The organism is Bradyrhizobium manausense, assembly GCF_018131105.1.
Lineage (GTDB): Bacteria > Pseudomonadota > Alphaproteobacteria > Rhizobiales > Xanthobacteraceae > Bradyrhizobium > Bradyrhizobium manausense_B.
Map to the genome: position 1 here is coordinate 721,111 of NZ_JAFCJI010000001.1, position 26,375 is coordinate 747,485.

21 protein-coding genes and 1 pseudogene are annotated in these 26,375 nt (G+C 63.3%); 13 read left to right on the forward strand and 9 right to left on the reverse strand.

Annotation, left to right across the window (positions count from 1 at the left end; translation table 11 throughout):
* The first annotated feature begins 397 nt into the window (after positions 1 to 397).
* The 6 genes from JQ631_RS03395 (at position 398) to JQ631_RS03420 (ending at position 7,680) form a co-directional block, all read left to right on the forward strand.
* Positions 398 to 2,467: a putative bifunctional diguanylate cyclase/phosphodiesterase gene (locus JQ631_RS03395; protein WP_212324027.1), complete on the forward strand. Its 2,070-nt coding sequence runs from the start codon at positions 398 to 400 to the stop codon at positions 2,465 to 2,467.
* Positions 2,468 to 2,530: 63 nt separating this feature from the next.
* Positions 2,531 to 3,418 (forward strand): alpha/beta fold hydrolase, encoded by an 888-nt coding sequence (locus JQ631_RS03400; RefSeq protein WP_212324029.1) that lies wholly within the window; start codon positions 2,531 to 2,533, stop codon positions 3,416 to 3,418.
* A gap of 107 nt (positions 3,419 to 3,525) precedes the next feature.
* Entirely contained in the window at positions 3,526 to 4,152 is a 627-nt protein-coding gene (folE, locus tag JQ631_RS03405) for a GTP cyclohydrolase I FolE (RefSeq protein WP_212324031.1), read from the forward strand.
* A gap of 19 nt (positions 4,153 to 4,171) precedes the next feature.
* The gene (locus tag JQ631_RS03410) at positions 4,172 to 5,695 is read left to right on the forward strand and encodes an FAD-dependent oxidoreductase (RefSeq protein WP_212324033.1); all 1,524 of its coding nucleotides are present in this window, start codon (positions 4,172 to 4,174) and stop codon (positions 5,693 to 5,695) included.
* A 104-nt stretch (positions 5,696 to 5,799) separates the two neighbouring features.
* On the forward strand, positions 5,800 to 6,375 hold the full coding sequence (locus tag JQ631_RS03415) for an HdeD family acid-resistance protein (protein ID WP_212324035.1): 576 nt from the start codon (positions 5,800 to 5,802) through the stop codon (positions 6,373 to 6,375).
* Between the two features lie 75 nt (positions 6,376 to 6,450).
* Complete coding sequence (locus JQ631_RS03420; protein ID WP_212324037.1) at positions 6,451 to 7,680, forward strand: acyl-CoA dehydrogenase family protein; 1,230 nt, start codon at positions 6,451 to 6,453, stop codon at positions 7,678 to 7,680.
* Between the two features lie 4 nt (positions 7,681 to 7,684).
* Here JQ631_RS03420 and JQ631_RS03425 read toward each other — a convergent pair whose 3' ends face one another.
* From JQ631_RS03425 to JQ631_RS03450, 6 genes are all read right to left on the reverse strand, one after another.
* Entirely contained in the window at positions 7,685 to 8,530 is an 846-nt protein-coding gene (locus JQ631_RS03425; protein ID WP_212324039.1) for a carbohydrate ABC transporter permease, read from the reverse strand.
* Position 8,531: 1 nt separating this feature from the next.
* Positions 8,532 to 9,461 carry a carbohydrate ABC transporter permease gene (locus JQ631_RS03430; RefSeq protein ID WP_212324041.1) on the reverse strand — a complete coding sequence of 310 codons (930 nt, stop codon included), beginning with the start codon at positions 9,459 to 9,461 and terminating at the stop codon, positions 8,532 to 8,534.
* A 15-nt stretch (positions 9,462 to 9,476) separates the two neighbouring features.
* Positions 9,477 to 10,505 carry an ABC transporter ATP-binding protein gene (locus JQ631_RS03435; RefSeq protein WP_212324043.1) on the reverse strand — a complete coding sequence of 343 codons (1,029 nt, stop codon included), beginning with the start codon at positions 10,503 to 10,505 and terminating at the stop codon, positions 9,477 to 9,479.
* Between the two features lie 33 nt (positions 10,506 to 10,538).
* Positions 10,539 to 11,882: an ABC transporter substrate-binding protein gene (locus tag JQ631_RS03440; protein WP_212324045.1), complete on the reverse strand. Its 1,344-nt coding sequence runs from the start codon at positions 11,880 to 11,882 to the stop codon at positions 10,539 to 10,541.
* Positions 11,883 to 12,110: 228 nt separating this feature from the next.
* A complete protein-coding gene (locus JQ631_RS03445) occupies positions 12,111 to 12,707 on the reverse strand; it encodes a Crp/Fnr family transcriptional regulator (RefSeq protein ID WP_212324047.1) in 597 nt (198 codons plus the stop codon).
* A gap of 358 nt (positions 12,708 to 13,065) precedes the next feature.
* Positions 13,066 to 14,964: a diguanylate cyclase gene (locus JQ631_RS03450; RefSeq protein WP_212324049.1), complete on the reverse strand. Its 1,899-nt coding sequence runs from the start codon at positions 14,962 to 14,964 to the stop codon at positions 13,066 to 13,068.
* Positions 14,965 to 15,134: 170 nt separating this feature from the next.
* Between JQ631_RS03450 and JQ631_RS32610 the strand changes: the two are divergent.
* The 3 genes and pseudogenes from JQ631_RS32610 to JQ631_RS03460 form a co-directional block, all read left to right on the forward strand.
* A pseudogene (locus JQ631_RS32610) lies at positions 15,135 to 15,373 on the forward strand (acyl-CoA dehydrogenase family protein); the annotation flags it as partial.
* A 316-nt stretch (positions 15,374 to 15,689) separates the two neighbouring features.
* Complete coding sequence (locus tag JQ631_RS03455; protein WP_212328472.1) at positions 15,690 to 16,184, forward strand: septal ring lytic transglycosylase RlpA family protein; 495 nt, start codon at positions 15,690 to 15,692, stop codon at positions 16,182 to 16,184.
* A gap of 190 nt (positions 16,185 to 16,374) precedes the next feature.
* Positions 16,375 to 16,638 (forward strand): hypothetical protein, encoded by a 264-nt coding sequence (locus JQ631_RS03460; RefSeq protein WP_212324051.1) that lies wholly within the window; start codon positions 16,375 to 16,377, stop codon positions 16,636 to 16,638.
* Positions 16,639 to 16,850: 212 nt separating this feature from the next.
* Here the strand turns inward: JQ631_RS03460 and JQ631_RS32455 are convergent, their stop codons facing one another.
* From JQ631_RS32455 to JQ631_RS03470, 3 genes are all read right to left on the reverse strand, one after another.
* Positions 16,851 to 16,979 (reverse strand): hypothetical protein, encoded by a 129-nt coding sequence (locus JQ631_RS32455; protein WP_283841749.1) that lies wholly within the window; start codon positions 16,977 to 16,979, stop codon positions 16,851 to 16,853.
* A gap of 260 nt (positions 16,980 to 17,239) precedes the next feature.
* Entirely contained in the window at positions 17,240 to 17,692 is a 453-nt protein-coding gene (locus tag JQ631_RS03465; RefSeq protein WP_212324053.1) for an arsenate-mycothiol transferase ArsC, read from the reverse strand.
* Positions 17,693 to 17,929: 237 nt separating this feature from the next.
* The gene (locus JQ631_RS03470; RefSeq protein ID WP_212324055.1) at positions 17,930 to 19,660 is read right to left on the reverse strand and encodes a methyl-accepting chemotaxis protein; all 1,731 of its coding nucleotides are present in this window, start codon (positions 19,658 to 19,660) and stop codon (positions 17,930 to 17,932) included.
* Positions 19,661 to 19,878: 218 nt separating this feature from the next.
* Here JQ631_RS03470 and JQ631_RS03475 point away from each other — a divergent pair, with 218 nt between their 5' ends.
* The 4 genes from JQ631_RS03475 to JQ631_RS03490 all read left to right on the forward strand — a co-directional run bounded on the left by JQ631_RS03475 (position 19,879) and on the right by JQ631_RS03490 (position 26,373).
* Positions 19,879 to 21,261 carry an ethanolamine ammonia-lyase subunit EutB gene (locus JQ631_RS03475; RefSeq protein ID WP_212324057.1) on the forward strand — a complete coding sequence of 461 codons (1,383 nt, stop codon included), beginning with the start codon at positions 19,879 to 19,881 and terminating at the stop codon, positions 21,259 to 21,261.
* Positions 21,262 to 21,432: 171 nt separating this feature from the next.
* Entirely contained in the window at positions 21,433 to 23,019 is a 1,587-nt protein-coding gene (locus JQ631_RS03480; protein WP_212324059.1) for a B12-binding domain-containing radical SAM protein, read from the forward strand.
* Positions 23,016 to 23,801 (forward strand): ethanolamine ammonia-lyase subunit EutC, encoded by a 786-nt coding sequence (gene eutC, locus JQ631_RS03485; protein WP_212324060.1) that lies wholly within the window; start codon positions 23,016 to 23,018, stop codon positions 23,799 to 23,801. The genes JQ631_RS03480 and eutC overlap by 4 nt, the downstream gene beginning before the upstream one ends.
* Positions 23,802 to 24,006: 205 nt before the next feature.
* Positions 24,007 to 26,373: an efflux RND transporter permease subunit gene (locus tag JQ631_RS03490; protein ID WP_212324061.1), complete on the forward strand. Its 2,367-nt coding sequence runs from the start codon at positions 24,007 to 24,009 to the stop codon at positions 26,371 to 26,373.
* Positions 26,374 to 26,375: the final 2 nt, after the last annotated feature.

Below are 26,375 nucleotides of genomic sequence, written 5' to 3' on the forward strand. Positions count from 1 at the left end.
GCTGCGCCACAGAGGTCCGCTCACAGCACGAAGACCGGTCGTCATGGAGCCTCGGTTGACATGTCCCATCCATAACGACGGACGGGGCCATCCGGATCACACCACGCGTTCCTCGTTTTAGGGGCCCGGCGCTGCCACGACAAGCGGCGGTATCCCGCAACCAAGGTTCCCGCTCGCGGGAAAGCTGCGGCGGTCACGAACCGTTTTTTCATCGTGTAGAGCACTAAGCCTGGCAGATTTTCCCCGTCGATACCGGCGCTTAAGGCGCGGCATGGCTGGTTCATTGCGTCGTTTTGATTGGGGGAGGGCCCGTTCAGACAACACTAACTCTGTTTGAACGCGTCCTGATCCAATCGCGATCCTGCCTCGTATCTGCTGTCCGGGAGAAAGAATTCGTATGTGGCAAGCTCTGACCTGTCTGCCCAGCCAGCACGACCTGCGTTACGTCGCGGTCGCGGCGCTGGTCTGCGTGCTGGGGTCGCTCTTGTCCATGCGGTTGCTTGCACGCGTCAGGCGCAATACGGGCGCGCGGCGCTTCAATCTGCTGTTCCTGTCCGGCCTGGTCGCCGGCGGCACGGTGTGGACCACGCATTTTGCGGGGATGCTCGGCTATAACGCGCCGGTTGCGCGCGCGTTCGAACCGGGACTGACGTTCGCCTCGCTGATGGTCACCGTGATTTTCGCCTGGGTCGGCTTCTTCATTACCACGCGCACCCGGCTCGGACCCGCGATCGAAGGCGGCGGCGCGATCTTCGGCCTCGGCATCGCGGGCATGCACTACGCCGGCATGGCGGCATTCGAAATTCCAGGCGTGCTCGGCTGGAATTATCCGCTCGTCGCACTCTCCATCGTGTTCGCTGCCGGCTTCGGCGCGGTGGCCGCCAACCGCATCGCGAGGCCGATCACGCGCTTCTGCAAATATGGCGGCGCGCTCTCGATGATCCTGGCGATCGTGTCGCTGCATTTCGCCGGCATGGCCGCGGTGACGGTCTATCCGGTGCTCGACATGGCAGTACCGCCGCAGGCGCTGTCGGATAGCTTCATGATCACCAGCGTCATCGTCGGTGTCACCCTGATGATGGCTATGGCGGCGTCGGCCTATGCGATCGACCTGCAGGCGGCCAATGAGGCCACCGAAAGCTACAAGCACCAGGCGATGCACGATCCATTGACCGGCCTTCCGAACCGCAACGGGTTGGCTCAGCAACTGCAGGATCTGCTGGCCGGGCGCGGCGACGATACCGCGCGCGTCGTCGTGCTGGCCATCGACCTCGACCGCTTCAAGGACATCAACGACGTCCATGGCCACGTCGGGGGCGATCATTTGCTGCGGCAGGTGGCGCAGCGCATCTCGGCCCAATTGCAGGCTGACGAATTTCTGGCGCGGATCGGCGGCGACGAATTCGTGGCCGTGAAGAGCAACGTTTTCGCCCGCGGCGAGGCCGTCAAATTCGCCGAGCGCCTGCGCAAGGTCGTGCTTGAGCCCGTCGAGTGGCAGCATCAGACCCTTGCGGTCGGCTGCAGCATCGGCGTCGCGCTGTTTCCCGAGCATGGCCAGGCGGCCGACTGCCTGACCCAACGTGCTGATCTCGCGATGTACCGCGCCAAGAGCCTCGGTCGCGGCAAGATCTGCACCTATGAGCCGTCGATGGACGAGGCCAGCCGCGTCCGCGCCGAGCTCGCGATCGATCTCAAGCGCGCGCTCGCAGGCAACGAACTCGAGCTGCACTACCAGGTGCAGAACGACACCAACACCGGCGGCATCGTCGGCTTCGAAGCGTTGATCCGCTGGAATCATCCCCAGAAGGGACGCATTCCGCCCGACGCCTTCATTCCGATCGCGGAAGAGACCGGGCTGATCATCGAGATCGGCGACTGGGTGATACGGACAGCCTGCACGACCGCCGTGCAATGGCGCTTGCCGTTCAAGGTCGCGGTGAACGTCGCGCCAATGCAGCTCAACCACGATCTGCCGCGACGCGTGGCCGAGATTCTGAAGGACACGGGATTGGCGCCGTCGCGGCTCGAGATCGAGCTGACCGAGAGCGGCATCATCGCCGACCGCCAGCATGCGCTCCAGGTCGTGCTGGCGCTGAAGGCGATCGGCGTCACCGTTGCCATGGACGATTTCGGCACCGGCTATTCCTCGCTGTCGACCCTGCAGGCGTTTCCATTCGACAAGATCAAGGTCGACAAGAGCTTCATCCAGGCAGTCGAGACCAGCGTGCACGCAGCCGCAATCGTCAAGGCAACGCTGCTGCTCGGCCGTAGTCTCAACATTCCCGTGCTGGCCGAGGGCGTCGAGACCACGCGCCATCTCGACTTCCTGCGCGAGGAAGGCTGCAGCAGCGTGCAGGGCTATCTGTTCGGCAAGCCGATGCCCGTCGAGATCGTGAACCGTATGATCGACGACGCGGGGGCGTCACGGCGGCCTGAGGCCGAAGCGCGCGAGGTCGAAGCCGCCTGACGCCTTGAGCGGATCGGCCTGAAGGGATTAAGCTGCGCCGTCCGCCTCGCCGGGAAAGGTCGCATGCAACACAAATCCATCACGACCGACATCCTCGACATCGCCTATCTCGATTATGGTGCGCCGGACGGTTGGCCGTGCATCATGGGCCACGGCTTTCCCTACGACGTGAACGCCTATGCCGAGACCGCGCCGATCCTGGCGCAAGCGGGCGCGCGGGTGCTGGTGCCGTGGCTGCGCGGCTACGGGCCGACGCGGTTTCGCTCCGCGACAACGCTGCGCTCCGGCGAGCAGGCGGCGCTGGGCGCCGATCTGATCGCTTTCATGGACGCACTCAGGATCGGGCGCGCCGTCGTCGGCGGCTATGATTGGGGCGGCCGCGCGGCCTGCGTGGTCTCGGTGCTGCACCCCGAACGCGTCGTCGGTCTCGTCTCCGGCAATTCCTACAACATCCAGAACATCGCGCGGTCCATGGAGCCGGCCTCGCCGCCAGAGGAGGCGGCGCTGTGGTATCAATATCTCTTCCACAACGAGCGCGGCCGCCGCGCGCTGGAGCGCAACCGCAGCGGATTTGCCCGCCAGCTCTGGACGATGTGGTCGCCGACATGGCAATTCGACGACGCCACGTTCGAGAAGAGCGCGGTGTCGTTCGACAATCCTGATTTCGTCGACGTCGTGATCCATTCCTATCGCCACCGCTACGCACTGGTCGAGGGCGATCCCGCCTATGCGGCGATCGAGGCGAAGCTCGCCGCGCAGCCGCCGGTCCGCGTTCCCACGATCGCGATCGACGGCGACAGCGACGGCGTCAACCCCGGCACTGCCCATCACGCGCGCAAGTTCGAGGGCTATTTCGAGCGGCGCGTGTTTGGCGGGGCCGGTCACAATCTGCCGCAGGAGCGGCCGGCCGAATGGGCGCAGGCGATGCTCGACGTGCGGAAAGCGGGCTGAAACGGCGCTGATTCCGATTTTTCCTGATCTTGGGAACCTTTTCCAACCGCAGCCGTCCAAGCTGTGGGGCCGCTTCTGTATGCGGCTCGTTGCAGGGGAGGTTTTCGATGAGTTCACAAGCGCGCAGGCTGGAACGTGTCGCGGTCGCACAGGCGCCGAGCGGACGGCCTGACAGGACAGAGGTCGAGCAGGCGATCCGGACCATGATCCGCTGGGCCGGCGATGATCCGGCGCGGGACGGTTTGCGCGACACGCCGGATCGGGTCGCACGCGCTTTCGAGGAATATTTCTCCGGCTACGCGCAAGACCCGACCGAGATCCTGCAAAAGACCTTTGAGGAGATCGAAGGCTACGACGAGATGATCGTGTTGCGCGGCGTTCGCTTCGAAAGCCATTGTGAGCACCACATGGCGCCGATCGTCGGTCGCGCCTGGGTCGCCTATATCCCGCAAGGGCGCGTCGTCGGCATCTCCAAGCTCGCGCGTCTGGTCGACATCTACGCAAAACGTCTCCAGATCCAGGAGAAGATGACCGCGCAGATTGCCAACACCATCAACGACGTGCTCAAGCCCGAAGGCGTCGGCGTCATCATCAAGGCGACGCATCACTGTATGACCACGCGCGGCGCGCACAAGCCCGGGACCGATCTCGTCACCAGCCGCATGCTCGGCGTGTTTCGCGACAATGCACTGACCCGCCAGGAGCTGCTGGGACTGGCCAATTCGGACGACTGACCCGCAAGGAGGCAACGCCATGACCGAGGACAAGAAGCCGAGCGGCCCCGACCTGACCAAGGGCGTGGCGCTCACCGCGTTCAAGGACGGCAAATTGCTCGGTCACGTCGGCGAGGAGGACGTCCTGCTGGTGCAGGCCGGCAGCGAGATCTTTGCGATCGAGCCGCTTTGCAGCCACTACCACGGCCCGCTCGCCGAGGGCCTCGTGGTCGGTGACACCATCCGCTGCCCCTGGCATCACGCCTGCTTCGCCTTGCGCACAGGAGAAGCCACCCGGCCGCCGGCGCTGAACGCGCTGGCGGTCTGGGACGTCGCGTGCGATCGCGACAGGATCGTCGTTGCACGCAAGCGCGAGGCACCGGAGCCGTCGATGGCCCATCGCAACGCGCCGACACCGGAAAAATTCGTCATCGTCGGCGGCGGTGCGGCCGGCTTCGCGGCCGCCGAGACGCTTCGCCGCGAGGGCTTTGCCGGTGCCATCACCATGCTCAGCAATGACGGCGCGATGCCGGTCGACCGGCCCAATCTCTCCAAGGACTATCTTGCCGGCAATGCGCCGGAGGATTGGCTGCCGCTGCGGGGCGAGGACTATTATCGGGACGCCGGCATCGATCTGCGGCTCAATTCCAACGTCGCGGCGATCGATCCGAAGACGCGGAGCGTGACGCTCGGCAATGGCGACAAGCTGCCGTTCGATCGCCTGCTGCTCGCCACCGGCGCAGAGCCGGTTAAGCTGCAGATCCCGGGGGCAGATCAGCCGCATGTGCACACATTGCGCTCGGTGGCCGACAGCCGTGCCATCATCAGGGCGGCGGGCAGCGCCAAGCGGGCACTGGTGATCGGCGCCAGCTTCATTGGGCTCGAGGTCGCGGCCTCCCTGCGTGCGCGCAAGATCGAGGTCCACGTGGTCGCGCCCGAGGAGCGGCCGATGCAGAAGGTGCTCGGCCCCGAGATGGGCGACTTCGTACGCGCGCTGCACGAGGAGAACGGCGTCAACTTCCACCTCGAGGAAGCCGTCGAGAGGCTCGACGGCTTCCGCGCCACGCTGAAGAGCGGTGCCGTGATCGAGGCTGACCTCGTCGTGGTCGGTATCGGCGTCAAGCCGCGCCTCGCGCTCGCGGAGCAGGCGGGGCTGGCGGCCGACCGCGGCGTCAGCGTCAGCGAATTCCTCGAAACCAGCGTGTCCGGCATTTTCGCGGCCGGCGATATCGCGCGCTGGCCCGATCCGTATTCGCGGCAGACCATCCGCGTCGAGCATTGGGTGGTCGCGGAGCGGCAGGGCCAGACCGCGGCCCGCAACATGATGGGCAGGCGCGAGCGTTTCGACGCCGTGCCGTTCTTCTGGAGCCAGCATTACGACGTGCCGATCAACTATGTCGGCCACGCCGAGAGCTTTGACGACATCGTCATCGACGGCAGCATCAAGGACAAGGACTGCCTGCTGAAGTACCGCAAGGATGGCCGCGTCCTCGCGGTCGCCTCGATCTATCGCGACCTCGACAATCTCAAGGCCGAGCTCGAGATGGAGCAGTCGCGCGCTTGATCTGTGTCAACGCCGGCGGCCGCCCCGGCTGATCTGCTGGCTGCGGTCCCGGCACCGTGCTATCCTGAGATGTGCTCCGGGGCATCACATGCAGGAGGTGCGTCATGTCGTCTGCTTCGGATACGTCTCCCCATCTCGGCCTTGGCACCGGCATCGCCGCGCTGCATGCCAAATGGGGCTGGATCGTTGCCTTGGGTGCCGTCTACCTCATCGCCGGCTTCGTCGCGCTCGGCAGCGTCGTCATGGCGACGGTGGCCAGCGTCATCGTGGTCGGCGCGATGATGATCGTCGCCGGTGTCGCCGAGATCATCGGCGCGTTCCAGATGAAAAGCTGGGGCAAGTTCCTGATCTGGGCACTGCTCGGGGTGCTCTATGTCATCGCCGGCATCCTCACCTTCGACAATCCGCTGTTCGCGGCGGTGTTGCTGACGCTGTTCCTGGGTGCATCGCTGATCGCCTCAGGCGCCGTCAGGCTGTTTCTCGCTTTCAGCATGAAGCGCGAGAGTCCATGGGTGTGGGTGGCGCTGTCGGGCGCGATCACGCTGCTGCTCGGCCTCCTGATCGTGGCACGCTGGCCGGTGAACAGCGTCTACATCCTCGGCCTGTTCCTCGGCATCGATCTGATCATGGCGGGCGCCGGCTGGGTTAGCCTGGGCCTTGCGTTGAAGCGACGCGGCTGAACCATCAGCAACTCGACGCAAGACCAGCTTCGCGCCACCTTCTTCCGTAAGGGGAGAAGGAAGCAGGAGACCAGCATGGACTTTCAACACTCCGCCCGTTCGCTGGAGCTGCAGGAGCGCGTGCGCCAATTCATGCGGACGCATGTCGAGCCGGTCGAGGAGCTCTATTACGAGCAGGTGAAGCCGGAAGCCGTGCGCTACAGGACGCCGCCTGTGCTGCAGGATCTGAAGCGGCTGGCGCGGGAGCAGGGGCTCTGGAACCTGTTCCTGTCAGGCGAGCACGGTCCCGATCTTCCCAATTCAAGCCTCACCAATCTCGAATATGCGCCGGTGAAGGAGATCATGGGCCGAATCCTCTGGGCGCCTGAGGTTTTCAATTGCTCCGCCCCCGATGTCGGCAACATGGAGGTGCTCGCCAATTACGGCACGAAAGCGCAGCAGGAACGCTGGCTGACGCCGCTGCTGGAGGGCCGCATCCGCTCCGGCTTCTCGATGACCGAGCCGCAGGTCGCCTCCAGCGACGCCACCAACATCCAGTGCGCGATCAAGCGCGACGGAGACGACTACGTCATCAACGGGCGAAAGTGGTTCACATCGGGCGCGATGAACGAGGATTGCGAGATCCTGATCGTGATGGGCAAGACCGCGCCCGATGACCCTGATCGTCATCGCCAGCAATCGATGATCCTGGTGCCGAAAAACACACCCGGCGTCCGCATCATCAGGGATATGCTCACTTACGGCTATGACGACGCGCCGGTCGGCCATCCCGAGATCGTCTACGAGAATGTCCGCGTCCCCGCCGAGAACATGCTGCTCGGCGAAGGCCGCGGCTTCGAGATCGCGCAGGGGCGGCTCGGTCCCGGCCGCATCCATCATTGCATGCGGCTGATCGGCTGCGCCCAGCGCGCGCTGGAATTGATGTGCCAGCGTTCGGTGGCACGCACAGCCTTCGGCAAGCCGCTCGCCGAGCAGGGCTCGGTGCGCGAGGACATCGCCCACTCCTTCTGCGAGATCGCGCAGGCGCGGCTGCTCACGTTGCAGGCTGCCGACAAGATGGACCGCGAAGGCAACAAGGCCGCACGCGACCTCATCGCGGCCGCCAAGATCGTGGTGCCGAGCATGGCCGCGCGCGTGATAGACCGCGCCATCCAGATCCACGGCGCCGCCGGCGTCTCGCAGGATACGTTCCTCGCGCGCGCCTATGTCTACGCCCGCTTCATCCGCATCGGTGACGGCCCGGACCAGGTGCATCTCGCCGCCGTCGGCAAGGAGCTGATCAAGCGTGGCGGTGTGATGGGGTAAGGCGCTACTTGACGGCGCCGCCGGTGATGCCGGCGATGAAGCGGTCGAGGAAGAGATTGTAGGCTATAGCCACGGGGACGGCGGCGATCAGGGCGCCGGCCATGATCTCGCCCCAGAAGAATACGTCGCCGCGGATCAGGTCGGTCGACACACCCAGCGTGATCGGCTTCTGGTCGGACGACGAGACGAATGTCAGCGCGTAGACGAACTCCTGCAGGGTCAGGGTAAACGTGAAGATCACCACCGTCAGGATCGCCGGGATCGACAGCGGTACCGCCATCTTGATGAAGGCGCCGAACAGACTGCAGCCATCGACGATCGCCGCTTCCTCGATCTCGACCGGGAGTGCCTTGAAGAATCCCATCAGCAGCCAGGAGCAGAACGGGATCGTGAAGGTCGGATAGACCAGCACCAGCGACCACATCGAGTTCTGCAGTCCGAGTTCGGCGATGATCCGGGACAACGGCAGGAACAGCAGGGTCGGGGGCACCAGGTAGGTCAGGAAGATGAAGATGCCCAAAGCCTCGCCCCTGCGGCTGGTCATGCGCGCCAGGCTGTAGCCCGCCGGCACCGCGGTGACCAGCGTGATGGCGGTAACACAGATGCCGATGATCAGGGAGTTCAACAGCCAGCGCGCGAACAGGGTCTCCTCGAACAGATACTTGATGTGTTCGAGCGTCGGCGACTCATTGAACCAGAACGGGGTGTTGGCGATGTTGTAGAGGTCGCTGTTCTGTTTGAACGCCGTGATCACCATCCAATAGAACGGAAACGCGGACAGGATGACGAAGATTGCGACGCCGAGAAAGAAGGCCGCCTCGCGGAACGAGCGGGCAACGGGGCGGGACATGTCAGATCTCCCGGCGACGAATGAAGCGCAGCATGAAAATCACCACGACAAGGAGAACCGGCAGCATGAACAGCGAGATGGCGGCGCCATGCGCGACGTCGCCGGACACGATGCCGGTCTGGAAACCGGCAAAGCCGAGCACCGAGGTCGCGCCGCCGGGGCCGCCCATGGTCAGCAAGAAGACGATAGAGAGATCGGTGAACGTGAAAACGATGCCGAAGATCAGGCCGATGGCCACGATCGGCAGGATCATCGGCAAGATGATCTGGTAGTTGCGGCGCCAGAAGCCCGCACCATCGACCGTCGCGGCGTCGATCACGTCCTGCGGGACCGCCGTGATGCCGGCGAGGAAGATCACGATGGCGAACGGGAAGAAGCGCCAGGCATTGATGACGACGATGCACAGCATCGCGAGGTAGGGATTGCCGAGCCAGTTCGGTGCGTCTTCGCGCGTGAGGATGCCGGCTGCGATCAGGGTCCAGTTGATCACGCTGTAGAGCGAATCGAACATCCATTGCCAGGCGATCGTGGCGAGCGCGACCGGTACCGCAAAGGGCAGGATGATAAGCGCGCGCACGATCTTGCGGCCGGGGAAAGGCCGCAACAGCAGGAAGGCGCCGAATTTCCCGAGCACGAGGCCGAGCAGTTGCGAGCCGAATGTGAAGACGAAGGTGTTGCGCAGGGTGTCGAAGAAAGTCGGGTCTTGCAGAATCTGCTCGAAGTTGGCCAGACCGACAAACTTCCAGGTCGGATTGTAGATCGTGTAGGCGCTGAGTGAATAGTAGACCGCGAGCAGGAGCGGCAAACCGACCAGAAGCAGGACATAGATGATCGCCGGCGCGACCAGGATCGCTTCGAACACCCCGCGGCGGTCGAGGATGAAGTGAAAGCGTGAAACCGGCTTGGCAACAGGTTCCGCGATGACGGCCATCGATGACCCTCCGGCTCAATGGCTCGCGCGGCGATCGCCGCTGGTGCCGAAATGGCGCAGCGCGCTGTTCTTCACCGCGAACCGGTGCCATTCACCGGGGCGGATGCTCCCCTCCGCCACGTGGGCCGGCGGCAACTTCGCCGTGATCGGCTGCTTCGAATCGAAGCCGTCCATCACGCCATAGACGATGCGCTCGGACCCGAGATATTCGGACCGGTCGACGCGAAACGAAAATTCGGTCGCGGCGCCGTCTTCGATCATCTCTCTCGGCAGGAAGTTCTCCGGCCGGAATCCAAGATAACCGCCGCCGTTGCGGGTAACGATATTCATCGGCGGCGCGCCGACAAAGGTCGCGACGAACAGGTCGGCAGGATCCTCGTAGATCTCGGTTGGCGTCCCCACCTGCCGAATCCGTCCATGGTCGATGACCGCGATACGGTCGCCCATGCCCATCGCTTCGACCTGGTCATGAGTCACGTAGATGGTGGTGAGACGAACGCGCTGTTGAAAGTTCCTGATTTCCTGCCGCGCCGAGGTGCGTAGCTTGGCATCGAGATTGGACAGCGGTTCGTCGAGCAGAAGTGCCGTCGGCTCGCGGACGAGCGCGCGCGCGAGCGCCACACGCTGGCGCTCGCCACCGGAGAGCTGACGCGGCCGCCGGTCGAGAAGATGACCGATGCCAAGCAGCTGCGAGGCCCACTCGACCTTCTTATGGATCTCCTCGCGGGGCATGCGCTGCGTGCGCAACGGAAAGGCAATGTTGTTGCGTACCGTGTAGTGCGGATAGAGCCCATAGCTCTGGAACATCATCGCAACGCCGCGGGCGCGAGGCGGGATGTCGTTGACGACGTTGCCGCCGATCATCAGGTCGCCGCTCGTCTGTTGTTCCAGGCCGCAGATGATGCGCAGAAACGTCGTCTTGCCGCAACCCGAGGGGCCGAGCAGCACCATGAATTCGCCGTCCGGCACGTTGAGCGAAATGCCGTTGACGGCGGGGACCTCGCCGAATTTCTTGACGATGTCCCTGGTCAAGACTGCTGACATCGAACCTCCCGGAATTGACGCATGGGCACGGAATCAGGTTTTGCCGTGCCACTTCGTGAAGATTGCCTCGGATTGCTGATGCGCCCATTTGACCGAGTCCTCGGCGGACAACTGGCCCGTCGCGGCCTTCGACATCATGTCGCAGATGATGAAGTTGTTGTAGACCTCGTCGACGGCGGGCCAGGATGGCCCGGGATATCCCGGAGAGGCCGACCACTGCTCGGAATCCTGCAGTGCTGCCAGTTTGTCTGATGGCGTCGAGGTCGGATCGTTCGAAAGAATCGGCATCGGCTTCGGCACGAGATTGGCAAAACAGGGATTGTTGTAGCCTTCGCTCGCCTTGAACGCCTCCGGCCAATGATCGGCGTAGTATTTGAGGAATTCGATCGCGCCTTCCTGGTTCTTGGCGAACTTCCAGATGCCATAGAACTCGGAAGCGCCGCCCATGATCTGGCGCACCGGTCCCTTCGGCGGAGCCATCACGAACGTGTCGTCGGCGCCTTTCTTGTTTGCCTTCTGGAAGGTCCGGTAGGCCGAGATCGGGTTGACGATCATCGACCCGATGCCCGAGACAAGATAGCGGTTATTGCTGGAGTCGTCCCACGACAACACTTCCGACGTCATCGCCTCCTTGTAAAGCGCGGTGACGAACTTGACGGCTTCGACCGTCTCCTTGCTGTTGAGCACGACGTTTTTGCCTTCGGCGTCTTGAAGCGCACCGCCAAAGCTCCACAGCAGGCCGCGCCAGGTCGTGTTTGGGTCGTTGCTGTGCCCGAGCGAGATGCCGACCGGATGTCCCTTGGCTTTCAGCTTGGCGCCGCCGATACGAACATCGTCCCACGTGTCCGGCTTCATCCCGATTTCATCCCACATGCTCTTCCGGTACATGGCGGGAAAGTTGATGTAGAAATCGGGGAATGCCGACCAGGTCTGGTTGTCCTGGTTGTAGCCGATCTGCCGGCCGATCGTGCTGACCTTGCCGTATTTCTTCTCGGTCGCCTCGACCAGGCTTGTCACGTCGACGAGGAATTTGCGGTAGAGGTGCGCTCCGCCTGCGCCGTTCCAGCCGAAGATGTCGTGACCTGATTGGCCCGAGGCTTCTGCAGCCGCACGCGCGGCGACGTTGCCGACCGGGATGTGATCGACGGTGACGCTGATGTTGTTCTTCGTGCCCCAGTCCTTCGCGAATTGATCGAACCACTTGTCGTATTCCGGAACGAAGTGGCTCCATTGCACGATGGACAGCGTCTTGGTGTCGGCAAGAGCTTTGGAGATGAATGGCCCGGTCAGGGACGGCGCCGAAGCGGCAGCAAGGGAGAGACCGGTTTGCTTCAGGAAACGCCGTCGCGTGACGCGCAGGGATCTAACCGTGCTCATCTTATCCTCCTCGGGATGTCGCCAGTTGGAGAAGGCTCATCCAGATGAGGGATCAGCTAGCTCGGCCCTGGATCTTGCTTTTTCCGCGTCACTATAGCTTTCCGGTACTGATCGGCCGTTCGACTAAAGCCGATCACTTGGTACGCTGCCGTACAGAGATCGACAGCGAGCGAGGCCGCGCGCGATGGCGGCATAACAAATGATAAAAAAGCTGTTCGAATGAGCGCCTCAGAAGCAGCTAAGGCAGCTGCGCATCTGGCTGTTGTCTGCGGACATGCGATGCTCGTGCAAGCCGCTGCGGTTCAGGTAGCCGTATTCCGATGCGATGATCTGATAGCATTCGCAGGTTCGACGCTCGAGCGCCGCGTGATTGCACACGTCGATGCCGCCGCGTTGCCTGACCAGTCCACCGGTCTCTTCCAGTTCGGCTAGCGCCGTCGTGATGCTGGCGCGCCGCACGCCGAGGATGACCGACAGCATGTCATGCGTCACGGGAATGACCCGGTCATCCAGACGGTCGACGGCAAGCAGCAACCAGCGGCTTAGCCGTTCTTCGAGGCTGTGGCGGGCGCTGCAAAGCGTGGTCTGGGCATTCTGGACCAGCAGCGCATGGATGTAGCCGGACAGTTGTTGCTGGACGTCGGGGTAACGGTGCGCGACCCTTCGCAGGTCGGATACCGCGATGCGCAATGCGTAGCCGGGGACCAGCATCAGGCATCGGTTGGCGGACCGCTGTATGCCGAGCACGGCCGCCACACCGACGAAGCCGAGCCGCCCGACCATCGCGATCTCGACCGGACCGTCGCGCTGCGTCCGCATCAGCATCGATGCAACGCCGCGCTCGATGAAGTAGATATGCTCGATGGGATGGTGATAATCCTGCAGGATTGCGCGGCGTTTGAGCGCGACGGGCTGAAGGTAAGGACGGAGGGGCTCGAAGGACGCAGGCGCAAGTCCAGCCAGCAGGCGGTTCTGGACGCGAACCGTCTGCTCACGCTTGGCACTGCTCAGGGCACTGTCCAGCGCTATCCCATGGCACGCCTCCGAAGCATTCCGTCCCGGGCCTTGGCGGCCGGCTTTCGAATGCCTTCCGCTTCAAGCTACTCGTTCTTCGATCCGGAGTCACTGGCCATCGCTCGCGCAGCTTTCTCGGGGCGGACCTCATCGCCGCGGCAGCGATTTGTCAGGCAGGCCGAACCAGTCTCAGGGCAGGGTTTTCGGCGGCAAGACTGACTTTGTTTCGTCCATCCTGCTTGGAGACGTACAGCGCCGCGTCGGCCGCTGCGAGGACTGCCGCGGGACTGCTGGCGTGGTCGCATCGCGACGCCGCAAGGCCGATGCTGATGGTCACCCGGCCGTGGCTGTTTCCCTGGTGGGCGATCGCCATATCGCTGACCGCAAGGCGCAACGCCTCCGCGACCGTCTCGGCGTTCTGAGCGCCTGTTTCCGGAAGCAGCACGGCGAACTCCTCGCCGCCATAACGTGCAACGAGGTCGCCCGGCCGCTTCAGGTTGGATTTGAGTGCGCTGGCGACGCGCTGGATGCATTCGTCGCCAGCCGTGTGACCATAAGTGTCGTTGAACAACTTGAACTTGTCGATGTCGATGAAGAGCAGGGACAGCTCCGACTGCGATCGGTAGCAGCGCTTGAATTCACGCTCGAGCATCTCGTCGAACTTTCGCCGGTTGGCGATCCCGGTCAGCGTATCCGTTTCGGAGAGGTCCTTGAGGCGGGCGTTTGCGGCGACGAGTTGCTCTTCGGCCGCCTTGCGTTTGGTGATCTCCCGGACGACGACGAGGACTTCCGGCGAAGAACCTTCGGTCTCCTGGATGAGGCTGAATTGCGATTCGACCCAGACGTAGTCGCCGGATTTTGATCGCATGAGATACTCGCGGATGGCGGTCCGCTCCGCCGGTCCAAGTCGGTTGACCGCGTCCTTGACGAACTCCCGATGGGCGGGATGGACGATTTCGTATCCCTCGTGTTGCAGCGCTTCGGCGGGCGTCCAGCCCAGCATCTTCTCGATCGACGGAGACATGTAGAGACGCCTGCCGTTGAGGTCGAGCCGGGTGACCACATCCTCGATGTTCTCGGCAAGCAGCCGGTAGCCGCGCTCACGTTCGCGCAGCATTCTGGCCATCTTCGAACGTTCGCGGAATTGACGCATCAGCAGAGCCGCCAGCCCGATAAGGACCGTCGAGACGACCCCGCCGAGCAGAAAGTCGAAATTCCGGCTTCCGCGCCATTCAGCCAGGATGCTGTCTTCAGCGACTGCAACGCTGATCACGACCGGAAACTCGGCGACAATTTCAAAGGCGAACTGTTTGTGGCGACCGTCAAATGGTGAGACGATCGAATAAAGACCTGTCGAAGCTTCCTTGAGCCGGCTGGCGAACAGGGAGCTGCCGCCTACGTCCTTGCCCACTTGTTCATCGCTGCGATGAACGAGCACCTTGCCATTTTTCTTCATCAAGGTGACCGTGCGCCCCTGGTCGGACTCGAAGCCTTGGTAGAACGACCGGAAGTAGGCCAGATCGATCGCTGCGAACACCACCCCACCGAACGAGCCGTCGGCGTTCGGCAGGCGCCGTGTCATCAGGAGGGTCGGACGACCGGTCACGCGCGATATGACGGGTTCGCTGATGCGGGGCCCGGCCTGCTCGGGATGAGCCTGATGAAACCTGAAGTACTCGCGATCCGAATTGTTCACTGTCGGCACGGTTTCGAACGACGAATACATCCAGTCGCCATTTGCCGAGAGCACGCCAAGCTCGCGCACCTGCGGCATGTTCTTGGCGTACTGCGCCAGGAGGTCATTGATTTCGGCGGACGATCGGGCTGATTTGTCGGAGTGCTCGATGTATTGGCTTGCTCCGAACAGCGCGAGCGCGACCGCGCCAAAGCTCTTGGATGCGTGCTGGGCCAGCGAATGCGTCAGGGCTTGCGTTTGCTGGCCTGCCTGAGCGAGCGCGGATGCTTTCTCTTCCGTCGATTTCCACGCCACAAGCGCCCAGAAGCTGCTGAGCGTAAAGCCAAGCAGCACGGCGATGATGGTTAAGGGAGACCTGACGAGCCGACGCAAGAGACTGTTCCTTTCGAAGGAACATCCTGTCGCATCGCGGCTGAAATCCAGGTTTCCATCGGATCGAAGGCAGCCCCTTTCTGGCTCGATCGTTAATTTGGCGGGAATTTTCGGTGAATTCTGCAACTTGCCGATGTCCCGTTGCTGTGCTGCTCGGTACCAGACCCATCTGTTTGATCGCAAGGGCGCGACCGCTCGTGCTGCAAGTTGCCGACAAGATCGACCCGCGAGGACAATAAGGCCGCGCGCAACGTGAGCGCGGCCGCCAAGATCGTGGTGCCGAGCAGGGCCGCCCGCGTCATCGACCGCCAGATATATCCACGCGCGCTTCATCCGTGTCAGCGACAGCCTTGATCAGGTGCATCTCGCCGCGGTCGGGAAAGATCTGATCCAGCGTGGTGGAGTGATCGGAGTGTTGCACGACACGATAGGCCCATCTTCCAGAGTTCCGCGAGTGCGGTTTTCACGGGTGTTGCGCGATTGCGCGCGCCGCTGAGTGCGTAGGACTCCGGGGATCGACGACGGGGGTCATGTTGCTGACTCATTCCCTGTCTTAGACGGCGACAACGAAAACACGATGCGGGGACCGCTCAGGTTCTCGCAATGGTTCCGTAGCCAGGAGTTTGGCGCGAATCCGCAAAAGTTTGGCACGAGTTCAAAAACGCTGACGCGTTCGCTTGGCCATGTTCTGCGGCATCGGGAACCGGACGAAAATCAAAGGAGATATGATGGTGTTCCGCTCGCGCGCCGCACTTTGCGGCGCTCTGGTTGCGCTTGTCGTTTCTGTGACTGTTGGCCGTAGTGAAGCAAGTGGGGATCATTCAAGCGCCGTCGTCGAGGCCGCCTGTGGCGATGCGATCGTTGGCGCAGCATCCACGTATAATCCGTTCAAGCCCGGCAAGGAGGAGGGCGGCCCGAAAACAGCTTCCGGCGAGCGTTATGATCCCTCGGTCTGGACAGCCGCGATCAAGACGAGCTTGCGTCGGAAATTTGGCGGGGTCCAATTCGGGGCGAAACCGAAATTTGCGCTGGTCGAAGCCGTCGGCAAAAAGGTCATCGTCAAGATCAATGACGTCGGGCCGCTCAGGCCCGGGCGCATCATCGACCTCAACGAGCGGACGATGCGTCACTTCGATCCGGGCATGGAGCTTGGCGTGATTCCTGACGTCACAGTCAGGCCGCTGGCCGGCGATGATTGGACTCCTGGGCCGGTTGGCTAGAGCGTTTTCCCGCGAAGTGGACACCGGTTCGCGTGAAGAAAACGCGTCAAAACAGGAATCGAGAGCTCCGTTCCGATTGAATCTAACGGAAACGGCTCTGAAGGTTCGTTGATCTGGATCAACGAGGAGATGCCGCGGGATGGCGCGATGCGATCGCGCAATTCCGTTGGCATCACGCCGGAGCCCCCTCATGTGGGTCCTGATGTACGTGTTCTCCTATTCGGTCAGTCCCGCTGCGACCAACGACAGGGCGGAATGGCGGCTGCTGCCGACCGTGGTGTTTCAGGAATTCTCCAACGAAGAGCGGTGCAAGGCAGCGAAGTCGACGCTCGAGGCTAGTCTGAGCGAGGCGGGCACGAAACTGAAGAGCGGCCTCGAAGATTTGAAGAGCCTGGGCAAGGCCGACCCCAGTCAGATCATCATTGCCTACAACGTGGAGTGCCTGCCGAAATAGGTCTTGGTCCTGGCGGCGGGCGAAAGCCTCGAGGCCGCCGCCTCCGCAAAGGTCTCAAATATCGTTTTGGCACAAACTGCACAGGCCCTTGGCCCTATCATGGGTTAAGTTTGGGCATGGGCCGAGAGTTGGTCATACGCGTCATTGTCGTTGCAGCCGGTGCCTTCACCGTGGCTGCCGTCTCCGCGCTCGTCTTCAGCTATTGATCTATCTCAACTGGCGCGCCCCGGATGGGTGTTTCCTGTCATCGGCAGGAGATGCGTACGGGGTGCAACGATGCGGCCGTGGGCTTTGCATTCGCTGGTTTGGGTGCTGACGGCGATCGGCTTGATCGCGATCATCTCGATGCTGCTTTGAGGCCGTTTGCGACCAAGCCATTGCAGGTCCAGGCGCGGTGGATGATGATGCGTGATCCATCTTCGTGACGCGATCGCATTCCGCACGGCGCGACACTTTGTCGTCGAACCCCCGTCATGATCCGTTCAAGATTCGCGGCTAATCTTACATCCGACGATTGGTTCGCCGGATGTACGCGGACTGGATCGCAAGCCTCGGCCCCGTGCCGGGGCTTTTCGTTGCCGATGCCCGCGCAATAGTCGCGCTATCGCTCGCGACTTTGCAGGCTCCCGATCAGCAGCCCGACGAGGTCGTCGATCTTGCCCAGTGCAGCGGTCGGATCGAGGAACTCGATATCGTCCACGTTCCAATATTCGACACGATGGGCGATGGCGGCAAAGCGGCGCTCAATCATGGGGCGATGCTCGGTGTCCTTCAGCGCGACCACAAGCTCGGCTTGCGCGAAGTCGTCGACAGTGCAGATCACCGGATGTCGCGCAGCGCCGCCCGGCGCGATTCCTTTCGCTTTCAAGGCCGCCAGCGTGTAGGGCGACATGGGTCCGACGTTCTCGGGAAAATGCTTGTCGGCGACGCCGCGCGAGAAGGCGTGCCACCTCAGTCCGTCGAGTTCGGCCCGATGGTTGAAAATCTCTTCGGCGTAGCGGCTGCGGTAGTAGTTGCCGGTGCAGAGAAACAGCACGCGATTGGTTTTGATCATTGAGCCGTCAAGGAAGTGCATGCCCCGGGGGGAGGCAAGGCTCAAGGGAGCGTCGCCAGGATGATATCATGCCAGTGTTTTGCCCGACGCGTCAATTGAATTTCGTAAAATCAGCAGCAGCTGCCGCGCGGCCGGTCAAGCCCTTGACAGGGCTTGCCCGGCTACTGTGCATGGGGTTGTTTTCGAGATTTTACGAGAGCGGGCCGACTGCCGTCGTCGCAGGCAGCGCGCGCCCTGTCATCCCGCCCTGGCAGTGCGACTGTCCGCGCGCAGGTCCTCGAAGAATTTTTCGACCTCGCGCGACAGCGTGTCGGCGGTCGCGGTCAGGCTGCTTGCAGCCGTCAGCACGGATGCCGCCGCCGTGTCGGTCTCGCCGATGGCATCGCGGAGCGAGGTGATGTTGGCGACCAGCGTCTCGTTGCCCTGGGCTGCGCTTTGCGCATTCGAGGAGATCTCGCGCGTGGCCTGGTCCTGCTGGCCGACGGCACCGGCAATCGCCGAGGTGACCTCGTTGATCTCGCGCACCGCGCCGCCGATCTCGCGCACGGCATCGACCGCGTTGCGGGTCGAGGACTGGATCATCGCGACATTCTCGCTGATGTCGGCGGTCGCCTTCGCGGTCTGTCCGGCCAGCGCCTTCACCTCGTGCGCGACGACGGCAAAGCCGCGGCCGGCATCGCCGGCACGGGCGGCCTCGATGGTCGCGTTGAGCGCGAGCAGATTGGTCTGCTCGGCGATGGTCTGGATCAGGGTCAGCACGCCGTCGATGCGCTGCGTGGCCGCCGCGAGGCTCTCGATCTCGGCAATGGATTTCTCGGTGCGTTGTCCGGTCTGCTCGACCGCGCTGGCGCTCTGCCGCACCTGGCGGCCGATCTCCTCGACGGATGCCGACAACTCCTCGGCCGCGCCCGCCACCGCGGTAACGTTGTGCGAGGCCTGCTCGGTGGCGTTGGCGGCCGTGCCGGCGCGGTTGTTCGCGTCGGAGGTGACGCGCGTGATGGTCTGCGCGGTCTCACGCATGACCGAAGCATTGTCGCTGAGGCCGCGCATGATCGCGCCGATCGCTTCGCGGAACGCCTCGACCGATTGCTCGATGTGGCGCGCGCGTTCTTCGCGTGTGGCCGAATCCTGCGAGACCTGAGAAGCGAGGTTGCGGTTGCGGCCCATCGCGTCCTGGAACACTTCGATGGCGCGGGCCAGCGCGCCGATCTCGTCGGCGCGACCGCTATGCGGCACCACGACGTTCTCGGCGCCGTCGGCGACCTGCTTGATGGTCGCGGTGATCGCGGCGAGCGGCCGGGCGATCGAGCGGGCGATGATGATGATGCCGATCACGACCAGCGCCAATGCGACACCGCCGAGGCAGGTCAGCACGAACGACAGCGTGCGGTTGGTCGCGGTTTCGCGCGCGATCTGCTTGGCGCGCTCGGCATAGACCTTGGAGAGCGCCTCGAGATCCTTGTTCAGCGCCGAACGCACGGAGCGGTTGGCGTCGTTGTCGCCCCATTCGCGGCCCGCGGCCGCGTTGATCTCGACGCCGCGGCGGACCAGCTCCTTGCGGAACTCGACGAACTGCTCGATGCGCTTCTTGAAGGCGGCGAACTGTTCGGCGTCGTCGGCCTTGACGATGGTTTCCCAGCCCTTCACCACGCCGAGGATCTGCTCGTTGAACTTGAGCAGCCCGTTGCCGTATTTCTTCACGACGGCCGGCTCGGTCGACATGTAGACGCCGCGCGACTCCATCACGACCGCATAGACCAGCGAGTTGACGCGCTCGACGTTCAGCGCGGCCGCATTCGCCGTCTCGATCGCACTGGTCAGCTCGGCGCCGCGGCGGCTGTTGTAGTCGGACAGCATCGCGATCGCCGCGGTGAGCAGGGCGAACAGCGCGAAGATCGCATAGAGCTTGGTGGCCAGGGTGAAACGGCCTGCCAGGTCGGCAGCATTCCCAGATCGATTGATTTGCATGTGTTCGGGCCCGAATTGGCCAGGAGCGGCCGGTGGCGCGGTCGTATAAAATTGATGCAAAACTATGCAGAATGAAGATGGACGCAGCGTTAACGCGGCCGGCGGGCCCCTTCGCCCCAGGCCCAAGGAAAGGTAAGCTATTTCAGCGTCTTGATACGAAGGTATGGTTCAGGATCGCTTTGGAGTCGGTCACTGGCCGACGAACCCCGGAGGGGCCTTTGGTCTACCGCCACGCCATCGACACCACGACCTACGCCTTCCCCGACCTGCGCGACCTCCTCGCCAAGGCGACGCCGCCGCGCTCCGGCGACCGGCTGGCCGGCATCGCTGCCGGCAGCGCCGAGCAGATGATCGCCGCCCGCATGGCCCTGGCGGACGTCCCCTTAAGTCAATTCCTCAACGAAGCCGTCATCCCCTACGAGGCCGACGAGATCACCCGCCTCGTCATCGACAGCCATGATGCCAACGCTTTTGCGCAGGTCTCCTCATTGACGGTCGGCGCCTTCCGCGACTGGCTGCTGTCGGACGCCGCCACGCCGGACGTCTTGCGCAAGCTCGCACCCGGCATCACGCCGGAGATGGCGGCCGCGGTGTCAAAGCTGATGCGCAACCAGGACCTGATCCTGGCGGCGCGCAAATGCGAGGTGGTCACCGCTTTCCGCAATACCATCGGCCTGAAGGGCCGGATGAGCACGCGGCTCCAGCCCAATCACCCCTTCGACGACGCCAGGGGCATCACCGCCTCGATTCTCGACGGCCTGCTGCTCGGGGCCGGCGATGCCTGCATCGGCATCAATCCGGCAAGCGACGATCCGGCGGTGATCGCGCAGTTGCTGCGGCTTCTGGACGAGATCATCGCGCGGCTGAAAATCCCGACGCAGGGATGCGTGCTGACCCATGTCACCACGACGCTCTCGCTGATCGGGCAGGGCGTGCCTGTCGACCTTGTCTTCCAGTCGGTCGCCGGCACCGAGGCCGCGAACCGCAGTTTTGGCATCGATCTCGCTCTGCTGAAGGAGGCGCAGGAAGCCGGGCTGTCGCAGAAGCGCGGTACGGTCGGCAATAACGTCATGTATTTCGAGACCGGCCAGGGCTCGGCGCTGTCGGCCAATGCCCATCACGGCGTCGACCAGCAGACATGCGAGGCACGCGCCTATGCGGTGGCCCGCGCCTATGCGCCGTTGCTGGTCAACAGCGTGGTCGGCTTTATCGGCCCGGAATATCTCTACGACGGCAAGGAGATCATCCGGGCGGGGCTGGAAGATCATTTCTGCGGCAAGCTGCTTGGCCTGCCGCTGGGCATCGACATCTGCTACACCAACCATGCCGAGGCGGACCAGGACGACATGGACAATCTGCTGACGCTGCTCGCGGCTGCCGGCGTCACCTTCATCATGGGGGTCCCGGGCGCCGACGACGTCATGCTGAACTACCAGTCCACCTCCTTCCACGACGCGCTCTATGTCCGCGACGTCTTCGGTGCGGCGCGCGCGCCGGAGTTCGACGATTGGCTGGTGCTGTCAGGCATTGCCGGCGCCGACTTCCGGCTTGCCGGTGACGCAGGCCTGTTGCCTGATTTTGCCTCCCGGCTGATCGCCTAGCGCGAAAAATCGCGAAAAACTCCCACCCCGCGGCATGAACCGGGGAAACCATTGGCGCGTCTCATGAATTAGTTCGATGCCACAATATTGAGGAATTCCGGTCGCAGCGTTACGCTATGTTTCTGGAGACCTCGTCAGTACCGTTCTTGGAACGTGGTTGGGGGAAGTTCGATGCGCGCTGAAAGCAACGGAACGAGCCGGCACATTCTCTGTGTCTTCCCGCGCTACACGTCATCCTTCGGCACCTTCGAGCATGCCTATCCGCTGACCGACGGCGTCCGCGCCTTCATGCCGCCGCAGGGCCTGCTGCTGCTCGCGGCCTATCTGCCCAAGGAGTGGCACGTCAAATTCGTCGACGAAAATCTCCGCCGCACCACGAAGGAAGAGTTCGAATGGGCCGAGGCCGTGTTCGTGAGCGGCATGCACATCCAGCGCCAGCACATGAACGACATCTGCCGCCGCGCTCATGAGTTCGACCTGCCGGTTGCGCTCGGTGGCCCCTCGGTCAGCGCGTGCCCGGATTACTACCCGTCGTTCGACTATCTCCATGTCGGCGAACTCGGCGACGCCACCAATCAGCTGCTCGAAATCCTGTCGCGCGACGTCTCGCGCCCCGACCGGCAGGTGGTGCTGACGACCAAAGACCGCGTGCCGATGACGGAGTTTCCGATCCCGGCCTATGAGCTTGCGGACGTGAAACGCTATTTCCTCGGCAGCATCCAATATTCCAGCGGCTGTCCGTATGAGTGCGAGTTCTGCGACATTCCCGGCCTCTACGGTCGCAACCCGCGCATCAAGTCGCCGGAGCAGATCATCGCAGAGCTCAATCGCCTGCGCGAATGCGGCATGACCGACACGGTCTACTTCGTCGATGACAATTTCATCGGCAACCGCAAGGCAGCGCTGGACCTCTTGCCGCACCTCATCGAATGGCAGAAGAAGACCGGCTATGTGATGCGGCTTGCCTGCGAGGCGACACTGAACATCGCAAAGCGGCCCGAAATCCTCAAGAAGATGCGCGAGGCCTTTTTCGTCACGATCTTCTGCGGCATCGAAACGCCGGACCCTGACGCGCTGAAGGCCATGCACAAGGACCACAACATGATGGTCCCGATTCTGGAGGGCGTGCGCACCATCAACTCCTACGGCATGGAAGTCGTGTCCGGCATCATCATGGGGCTCGACACCGACAAGCCAAATACATCCGATGCGCTGCTCGCCTTCGTCGAGGAGTCGCACATTCCGTTGCTCACGATCAATTTGCTTCAGGCGCTGCCGAAGACGCCGCTGTGGGATCGCCTCGAGCGCGAGGGGCGTCTGGTCGATGACGACAGCCGCGATTCGAACGTCGACTTCCTGCTGCCGTATGACGATGTCGTCGAATCCTGGAAGCACGCGATGGGCGTGGCTTACGAGCCCGAGAAGGTCTATGCGCGCTTCCAGTATCAGTGCGACGAGGTTTATCCGCACCGCCTGAAAATGCCGGTGCCGGACGAGATGAAGACCTGGGCCAACATCAGGCGTGGCCTCGTCATGCTGCGCAATATCTTCTGGAAGGTCGGCGTGCTCGGCGACTACAGACGCGTGTTCTGGAAGTTTGCGCTCGGGCGCATCAAGCGCGGCGACATCGAAGGTCTGATCGGTTGCACCATGATCGCGCACCACCTCATCACCTTTGCGCGCGCGGCCTCGAGCGGCAGGCAGAACGCGTCGAACTATTCGATCCGGCTGCGCGAAGCGTCCGTTCCCGCCGAATGAGCGACAAGCCCGCTCCGGCGCGCCCGACCGTCGACCTCAGATTGCTCACGCCTGCGCGCGTCGCGCTCGGGCGCAGTGGCGCCAGCCTGCCGACCAGGCCGCTGCTGGATTTCACGCTGGCCCATGCCCGCGCCCGCGATGCCGTGCATGCCGCCTTCGGCTCGGCGCATCTGGTGGCCGGGGTGAGGGCGCTCGGCCTTGCCGCCACCGCGGTCAGCAGCCGGGCCGCCGATCGCAGGGATTATCTGCGCCGGCCGGACCTCGGGCGGCAGCTCGATGCCGGCTCCGCGGCTGCGTTGGCGGAAGTAGCAACCGCGCCGCGCCAGCTTGCGATCGTCATCGGCGACGGATTATCGGCGGCCGCGGTCCATGCCCATGCGGTCGCGCTGCTGCAAAACCTGTTGCCGCTGCTCGGCGAGGACGAGGCTGTCGCGGTTGGCCATGTCGTCGTCGCCTCGGGCGCGCGGGTCGCGCTTGGCGACGAGATCGGGGCCATTCTCGGCGCTCGCATGGTTTTGATGCTGATCGGCGAACGGCCGGGCCTGTCCGCGCCCGACAGTCTCGGTGCCTATCTGACCTTCGCGCCGAAGCCGGGACTGACCGATGCCGCGCGCAACTGCGTGTCCAACATCCACAAGGCGGGGTTGAGCTATGACGAGGCGGCCCTCAAGATCGTCTGGCTCGTGCGCGAGGGATTGGCGCGGCAGGTCACGGGCGTGACGCTCAAGGACGAGAGCGCCGACCGTGCCCCGCGTCGAATCGGCACGGACGTGCCAAAATGACGGGCATTCCGGTAAAATCTCCGCTTCTTGATCGATTCGGAGACGCTTGGCGCGCTTGCGAGATGGGCTCTTGACCTGCTAAACCGCGGCCGGCGATTTTCCGCGTATTTTCAAAGGGCAAGCCTCCCATTGGTATGGCGTTTTCAAGCCGTTCGCGGGACGCAATAAGCTCACAGACCGAGCCGATTTAGGAACTGGACAAGGCATGCTCGAAAAGCACCGCGAGAATGAGGTTCATGTCGACAAGGTCGAGCAGGGACCTACGTCCTCAATTGCCTTCGGGCTGGAGCGTCTCGGGCTGATTGCAGTCCGGGCGCCGATCGTCTCCTGCATCATCCTGCTCGTGCTGATCGTCGGCGCGGTGTTCGGCATTCATCGCATCAAGATCGACGATTCTCTGTCGCAGCTGTTCCGCTCCAACACGCCGGAATTCCGCCAGTACGAAGCGGTGACAAAGAAGTTCCCGGCCGAGGAATTCGACGTTCTCGTCGTGGTCGAAGGCCAGAAACTGCTGGCGCGAAACAACCTCGAGAAGCTTCGTGACTTCGTCACCGATATGCAACTCGTCGACGGTACGCGCGGCCTCGTCTCGCTGTTCTCGGCGCGCCAGGCGCCAGCGCCAGGCAAGCTGCCGGCCGCGCTGTTCCCGGCCGAACTGCCCGAGGGCGCGGCCTATGACCAGTTCATCGAAACGGTCAAGAACAACGAGATCATCCGGGGCAAGCTGCTATCGGAGGACGGCACGCTCGCGCTGATCGTGCTCTCGCTCGATCCGGAGGTGGTCGCGTCCAACAAGCTCAGCAAGACCGTCGGCGACATCCGCGCGCTGATGAAGGAGGATCTCGGCGACACCGGGCTCAGCGTGCAGCTCTCCGGCGTGCCGGTGATGCAGCTCGAGATCCGTAACGCGGTCGAGCGCGATGGCCTCACCTACAACATCCTCGGCATTCTCGCCGGCTGCGTCATCGCCATCATCTTCTTCCGCAAGATCTCGTTCATGGTGGTGGCGGCGTTCCCGCCGATGATCGCTATCCTGATTGCACTCGGCGCGCTCGGCTGGGCCAATTTCAATCTCAACATGTTCCTGAACGTGATGACACCGCTCATCATGGTGATCTCGTTCTCGGACTCGATGCAGCTCACCTTCGCCGCGCGAGACCGGTTGATCGCGGGCCAGGACAAGTTCACCGCGTTCAAGAATGCAGTGCTGGTGGTGGGCCCGGCTTGCGTGCTGACACATGGCACCGCCGGCATTTCCTTCATCGCGCTCCAGTTCTCCGACTCCGACCTGATCCGCAAATTCGGCGAGGCGGGCCTCGCCGCCACCATCATCGCGCTGGTCACGGTGCTGTCGCTGGTGCCGGTGTTCGGCGTGCTGTTCGTGCGCAACGAGAAGCTTTTTGCGGTGAAGTTCCAAAGCGCGGATGCCGGCGTGCAGGCGTTGCGCAATTTCTGCTACTGGATCGCGGTGCGGATGGTTGGCCGGCCCGGCTTGTTCAGCCTGATCGCGCTGCTGTTCGTTGCCAGCCTCGGCGTCATCTACGCCAATCTTCAGCCGCGCTACCGGCTCGCCGACCAGGTGCCCGACAAGCGCCAGGCCGTGGCCGCCAGCAACAGGCTCGACGCCAAGCTGACCGGTGCCAATCCGGTCAACGTGCTGATCCAGTTCCCCAAGGGTGAAACGCTCTACTCGCCGGAGACGTTGCAAACCATCGCGGACGTGCACGCGACCGTGGAAAAAGCGGCCGGCGTCGGCAACGTCTGGTCGCTTGAGACGCTGCGTCGCTGGCTGGCCGAAAAGGCCGGCAGCGACGACGTCGCGACCCTCAAGGAATATGTCAACGTCATCCCCGAGCATCTGGTGCGACGCTTCATTGACGCCGAGCAGGATGCGGTGGTCGTGGCCGGTCGCGTGCCGGACAAGGACTCCAGCCAGCTCCTGCCGATCGTCGACAAGCTCGATTCCGAGCTCGACGCCGTCCGCAAGAAGCATCCCGGCTACGAGGTTGCCGTCACCGGCCTCGCCGCCATCGCAGCGCGCAACTCGGCCGGCATGATCGAGAAGCTGAACCGCGGCCTCACCGTCGAATTCGCGCTGGTCGCGATCTTCATCGGCCTGGCCTTCCGCTCATGGGTGGTGATGTTTGCCTGCATCCTGCCGGGCATCTTCCCGGTGGTGATGTCGGGAACGGTGCTGTGGGCAATGGGCGAGGGCTTGCAATTCGCCAGCGTCGTCGCGCTCACCGTCTCGTTCGGTCTCGGCCTGTCCGCAACCATCCACTTCCTCAATCGCTTGCGATTGGAGAGCAAGCCCGGCGTCGGTTCTGCGCTTGCGGTGGAACGTGCGACCGTGCTGGTCGGTCCCGCGCTGATCCTGACCACGGTGGTGCTGGCCTGCGGCCTCGTCGTCACCGTGTTCTCGGACCTGCCGTCGCTGCGGCTGTTCGGCTGGCTCAGCGCCTTCTCGATGGTGGCGGCGCTGGTCGCGGACCTCTTCATCCTGCGGCCGACGGCGATGTGGCTGATCAACCTGCACACCAGGCTGCAGGGCCCCGACAAGCCGGCGATCTGAGC

Coding starts and splice junctions, on each gene's coding strand:
- JQ631_RS03395 (WP_212324027.1), top strand. CDS start 398: ATGTGGCAAGCTCTGACCTGTCTGCCCAGCCAGCACGACCTGCGTTAC.
- JQ631_RS03400 (WP_212324029.1), top strand. CDS start 2,531: ATGCAACACAAATCCATCACGACCGACATCCTCGACATCGCCTATCTC.
- folE (WP_212324031.1), top strand. CDS start 3,526: ATGAGTTCACAAGCGCGCAGGCTGGAACGTGTCGCGGTCGCACAGGCG.
- JQ631_RS03410 (WP_212324033.1), top strand. CDS start 4,172: ATGACCGAGGACAAGAAGCCGAGCGGCCCCGACCTGACCAAGGGCGTG.
- JQ631_RS03415 (WP_212324035.1), top strand. CDS start 5,800: ATGTCGTCTGCTTCGGATACGTCTCCCCATCTCGGCCTTGGCACCGGC.
- JQ631_RS03420 (WP_212324037.1), top strand. CDS start 6,451: ATGGACTTTCAACACTCCGCCCGTTCGCTGGAGCTGCAGGAGCGCGTG.
- JQ631_RS03425 (WP_212324039.1), bottom strand. CDS start 8,530: ATGTCCCGCCCCGTTGCCCGCTCGTTCCGCGAGGCGGCCTTCTTTCTC.
- JQ631_RS03430 (WP_212324041.1), bottom strand. CDS start 9,461: ATGGCCGTCATCGCGGAACCTGTTGCCAAGCCGGTTTCACGCTTTCAC.
- JQ631_RS03435 (WP_212324043.1), bottom strand. CDS start 10,505: ATGTCAGCAGTCTTGACCAGGGACATCGTCAAGAAATTCGGCGAGGTC.
- JQ631_RS03440 (WP_212324045.1), bottom strand. CDS start 11,882: ATGAGCACGGTTAGATCCCTGCGCGTCACGCGACGGCGTTTCCTGAAG.
- JQ631_RS03445 (WP_212324047.1), bottom strand. CDS start 12,707: ATGCTGATGCGGACGCAGCGCGACGGTCCGGTCGAGATCGCGATGGTC.
- JQ631_RS03455 (WP_212328472.1), top strand. CDS start 15,690: ATGATGGTGTTCCGCTCGCGCGCCGCACTTTGCGGCGCTCTGGTTGCG.
- JQ631_RS03460 (WP_212324051.1), top strand. CDS start 16,375: ATGTGGGTCCTGATGTACGTGTTCTCCTATTCGGTCAGTCCCGCTGCG.
- JQ631_RS32455 (WP_283841749.1), bottom strand. CDS start 16,979: ATGATCGCGATCAAGCCGATCGCCGTCAGCACCCAAACCAGCGAATGC.
- JQ631_RS03465 (WP_212324053.1), bottom strand. CDS start 17,692: ATGATCAAAACCAATCGCGTGCTGTTTCTCTGCACCGGCAACTACTAC.
- JQ631_RS03470 (WP_212324055.1), bottom strand. CDS start 19,660: ATGCAAATCAATCGATCTGGGAATGCTGCCGACCTGGCAGGCCGTTTC.
- JQ631_RS03480 (WP_212324059.1), top strand. CDS start 21,433: ATGCGCGCTGAAAGCAACGGAACGAGCCGGCACATTCTCTGTGTCTTC.
- eutC (WP_212324060.1), top strand. CDS start 23,016: ATGAGCGACAAGCCCGCTCCGGCGCGCCCGACCGTCGACCTCAGATTG.
- JQ631_RS03490 (WP_212324061.1), top strand. CDS start 24,007: ATGCTCGAAAAGCACCGCGAGAATGAGGTTCATGTCGACAAGGTCGAG.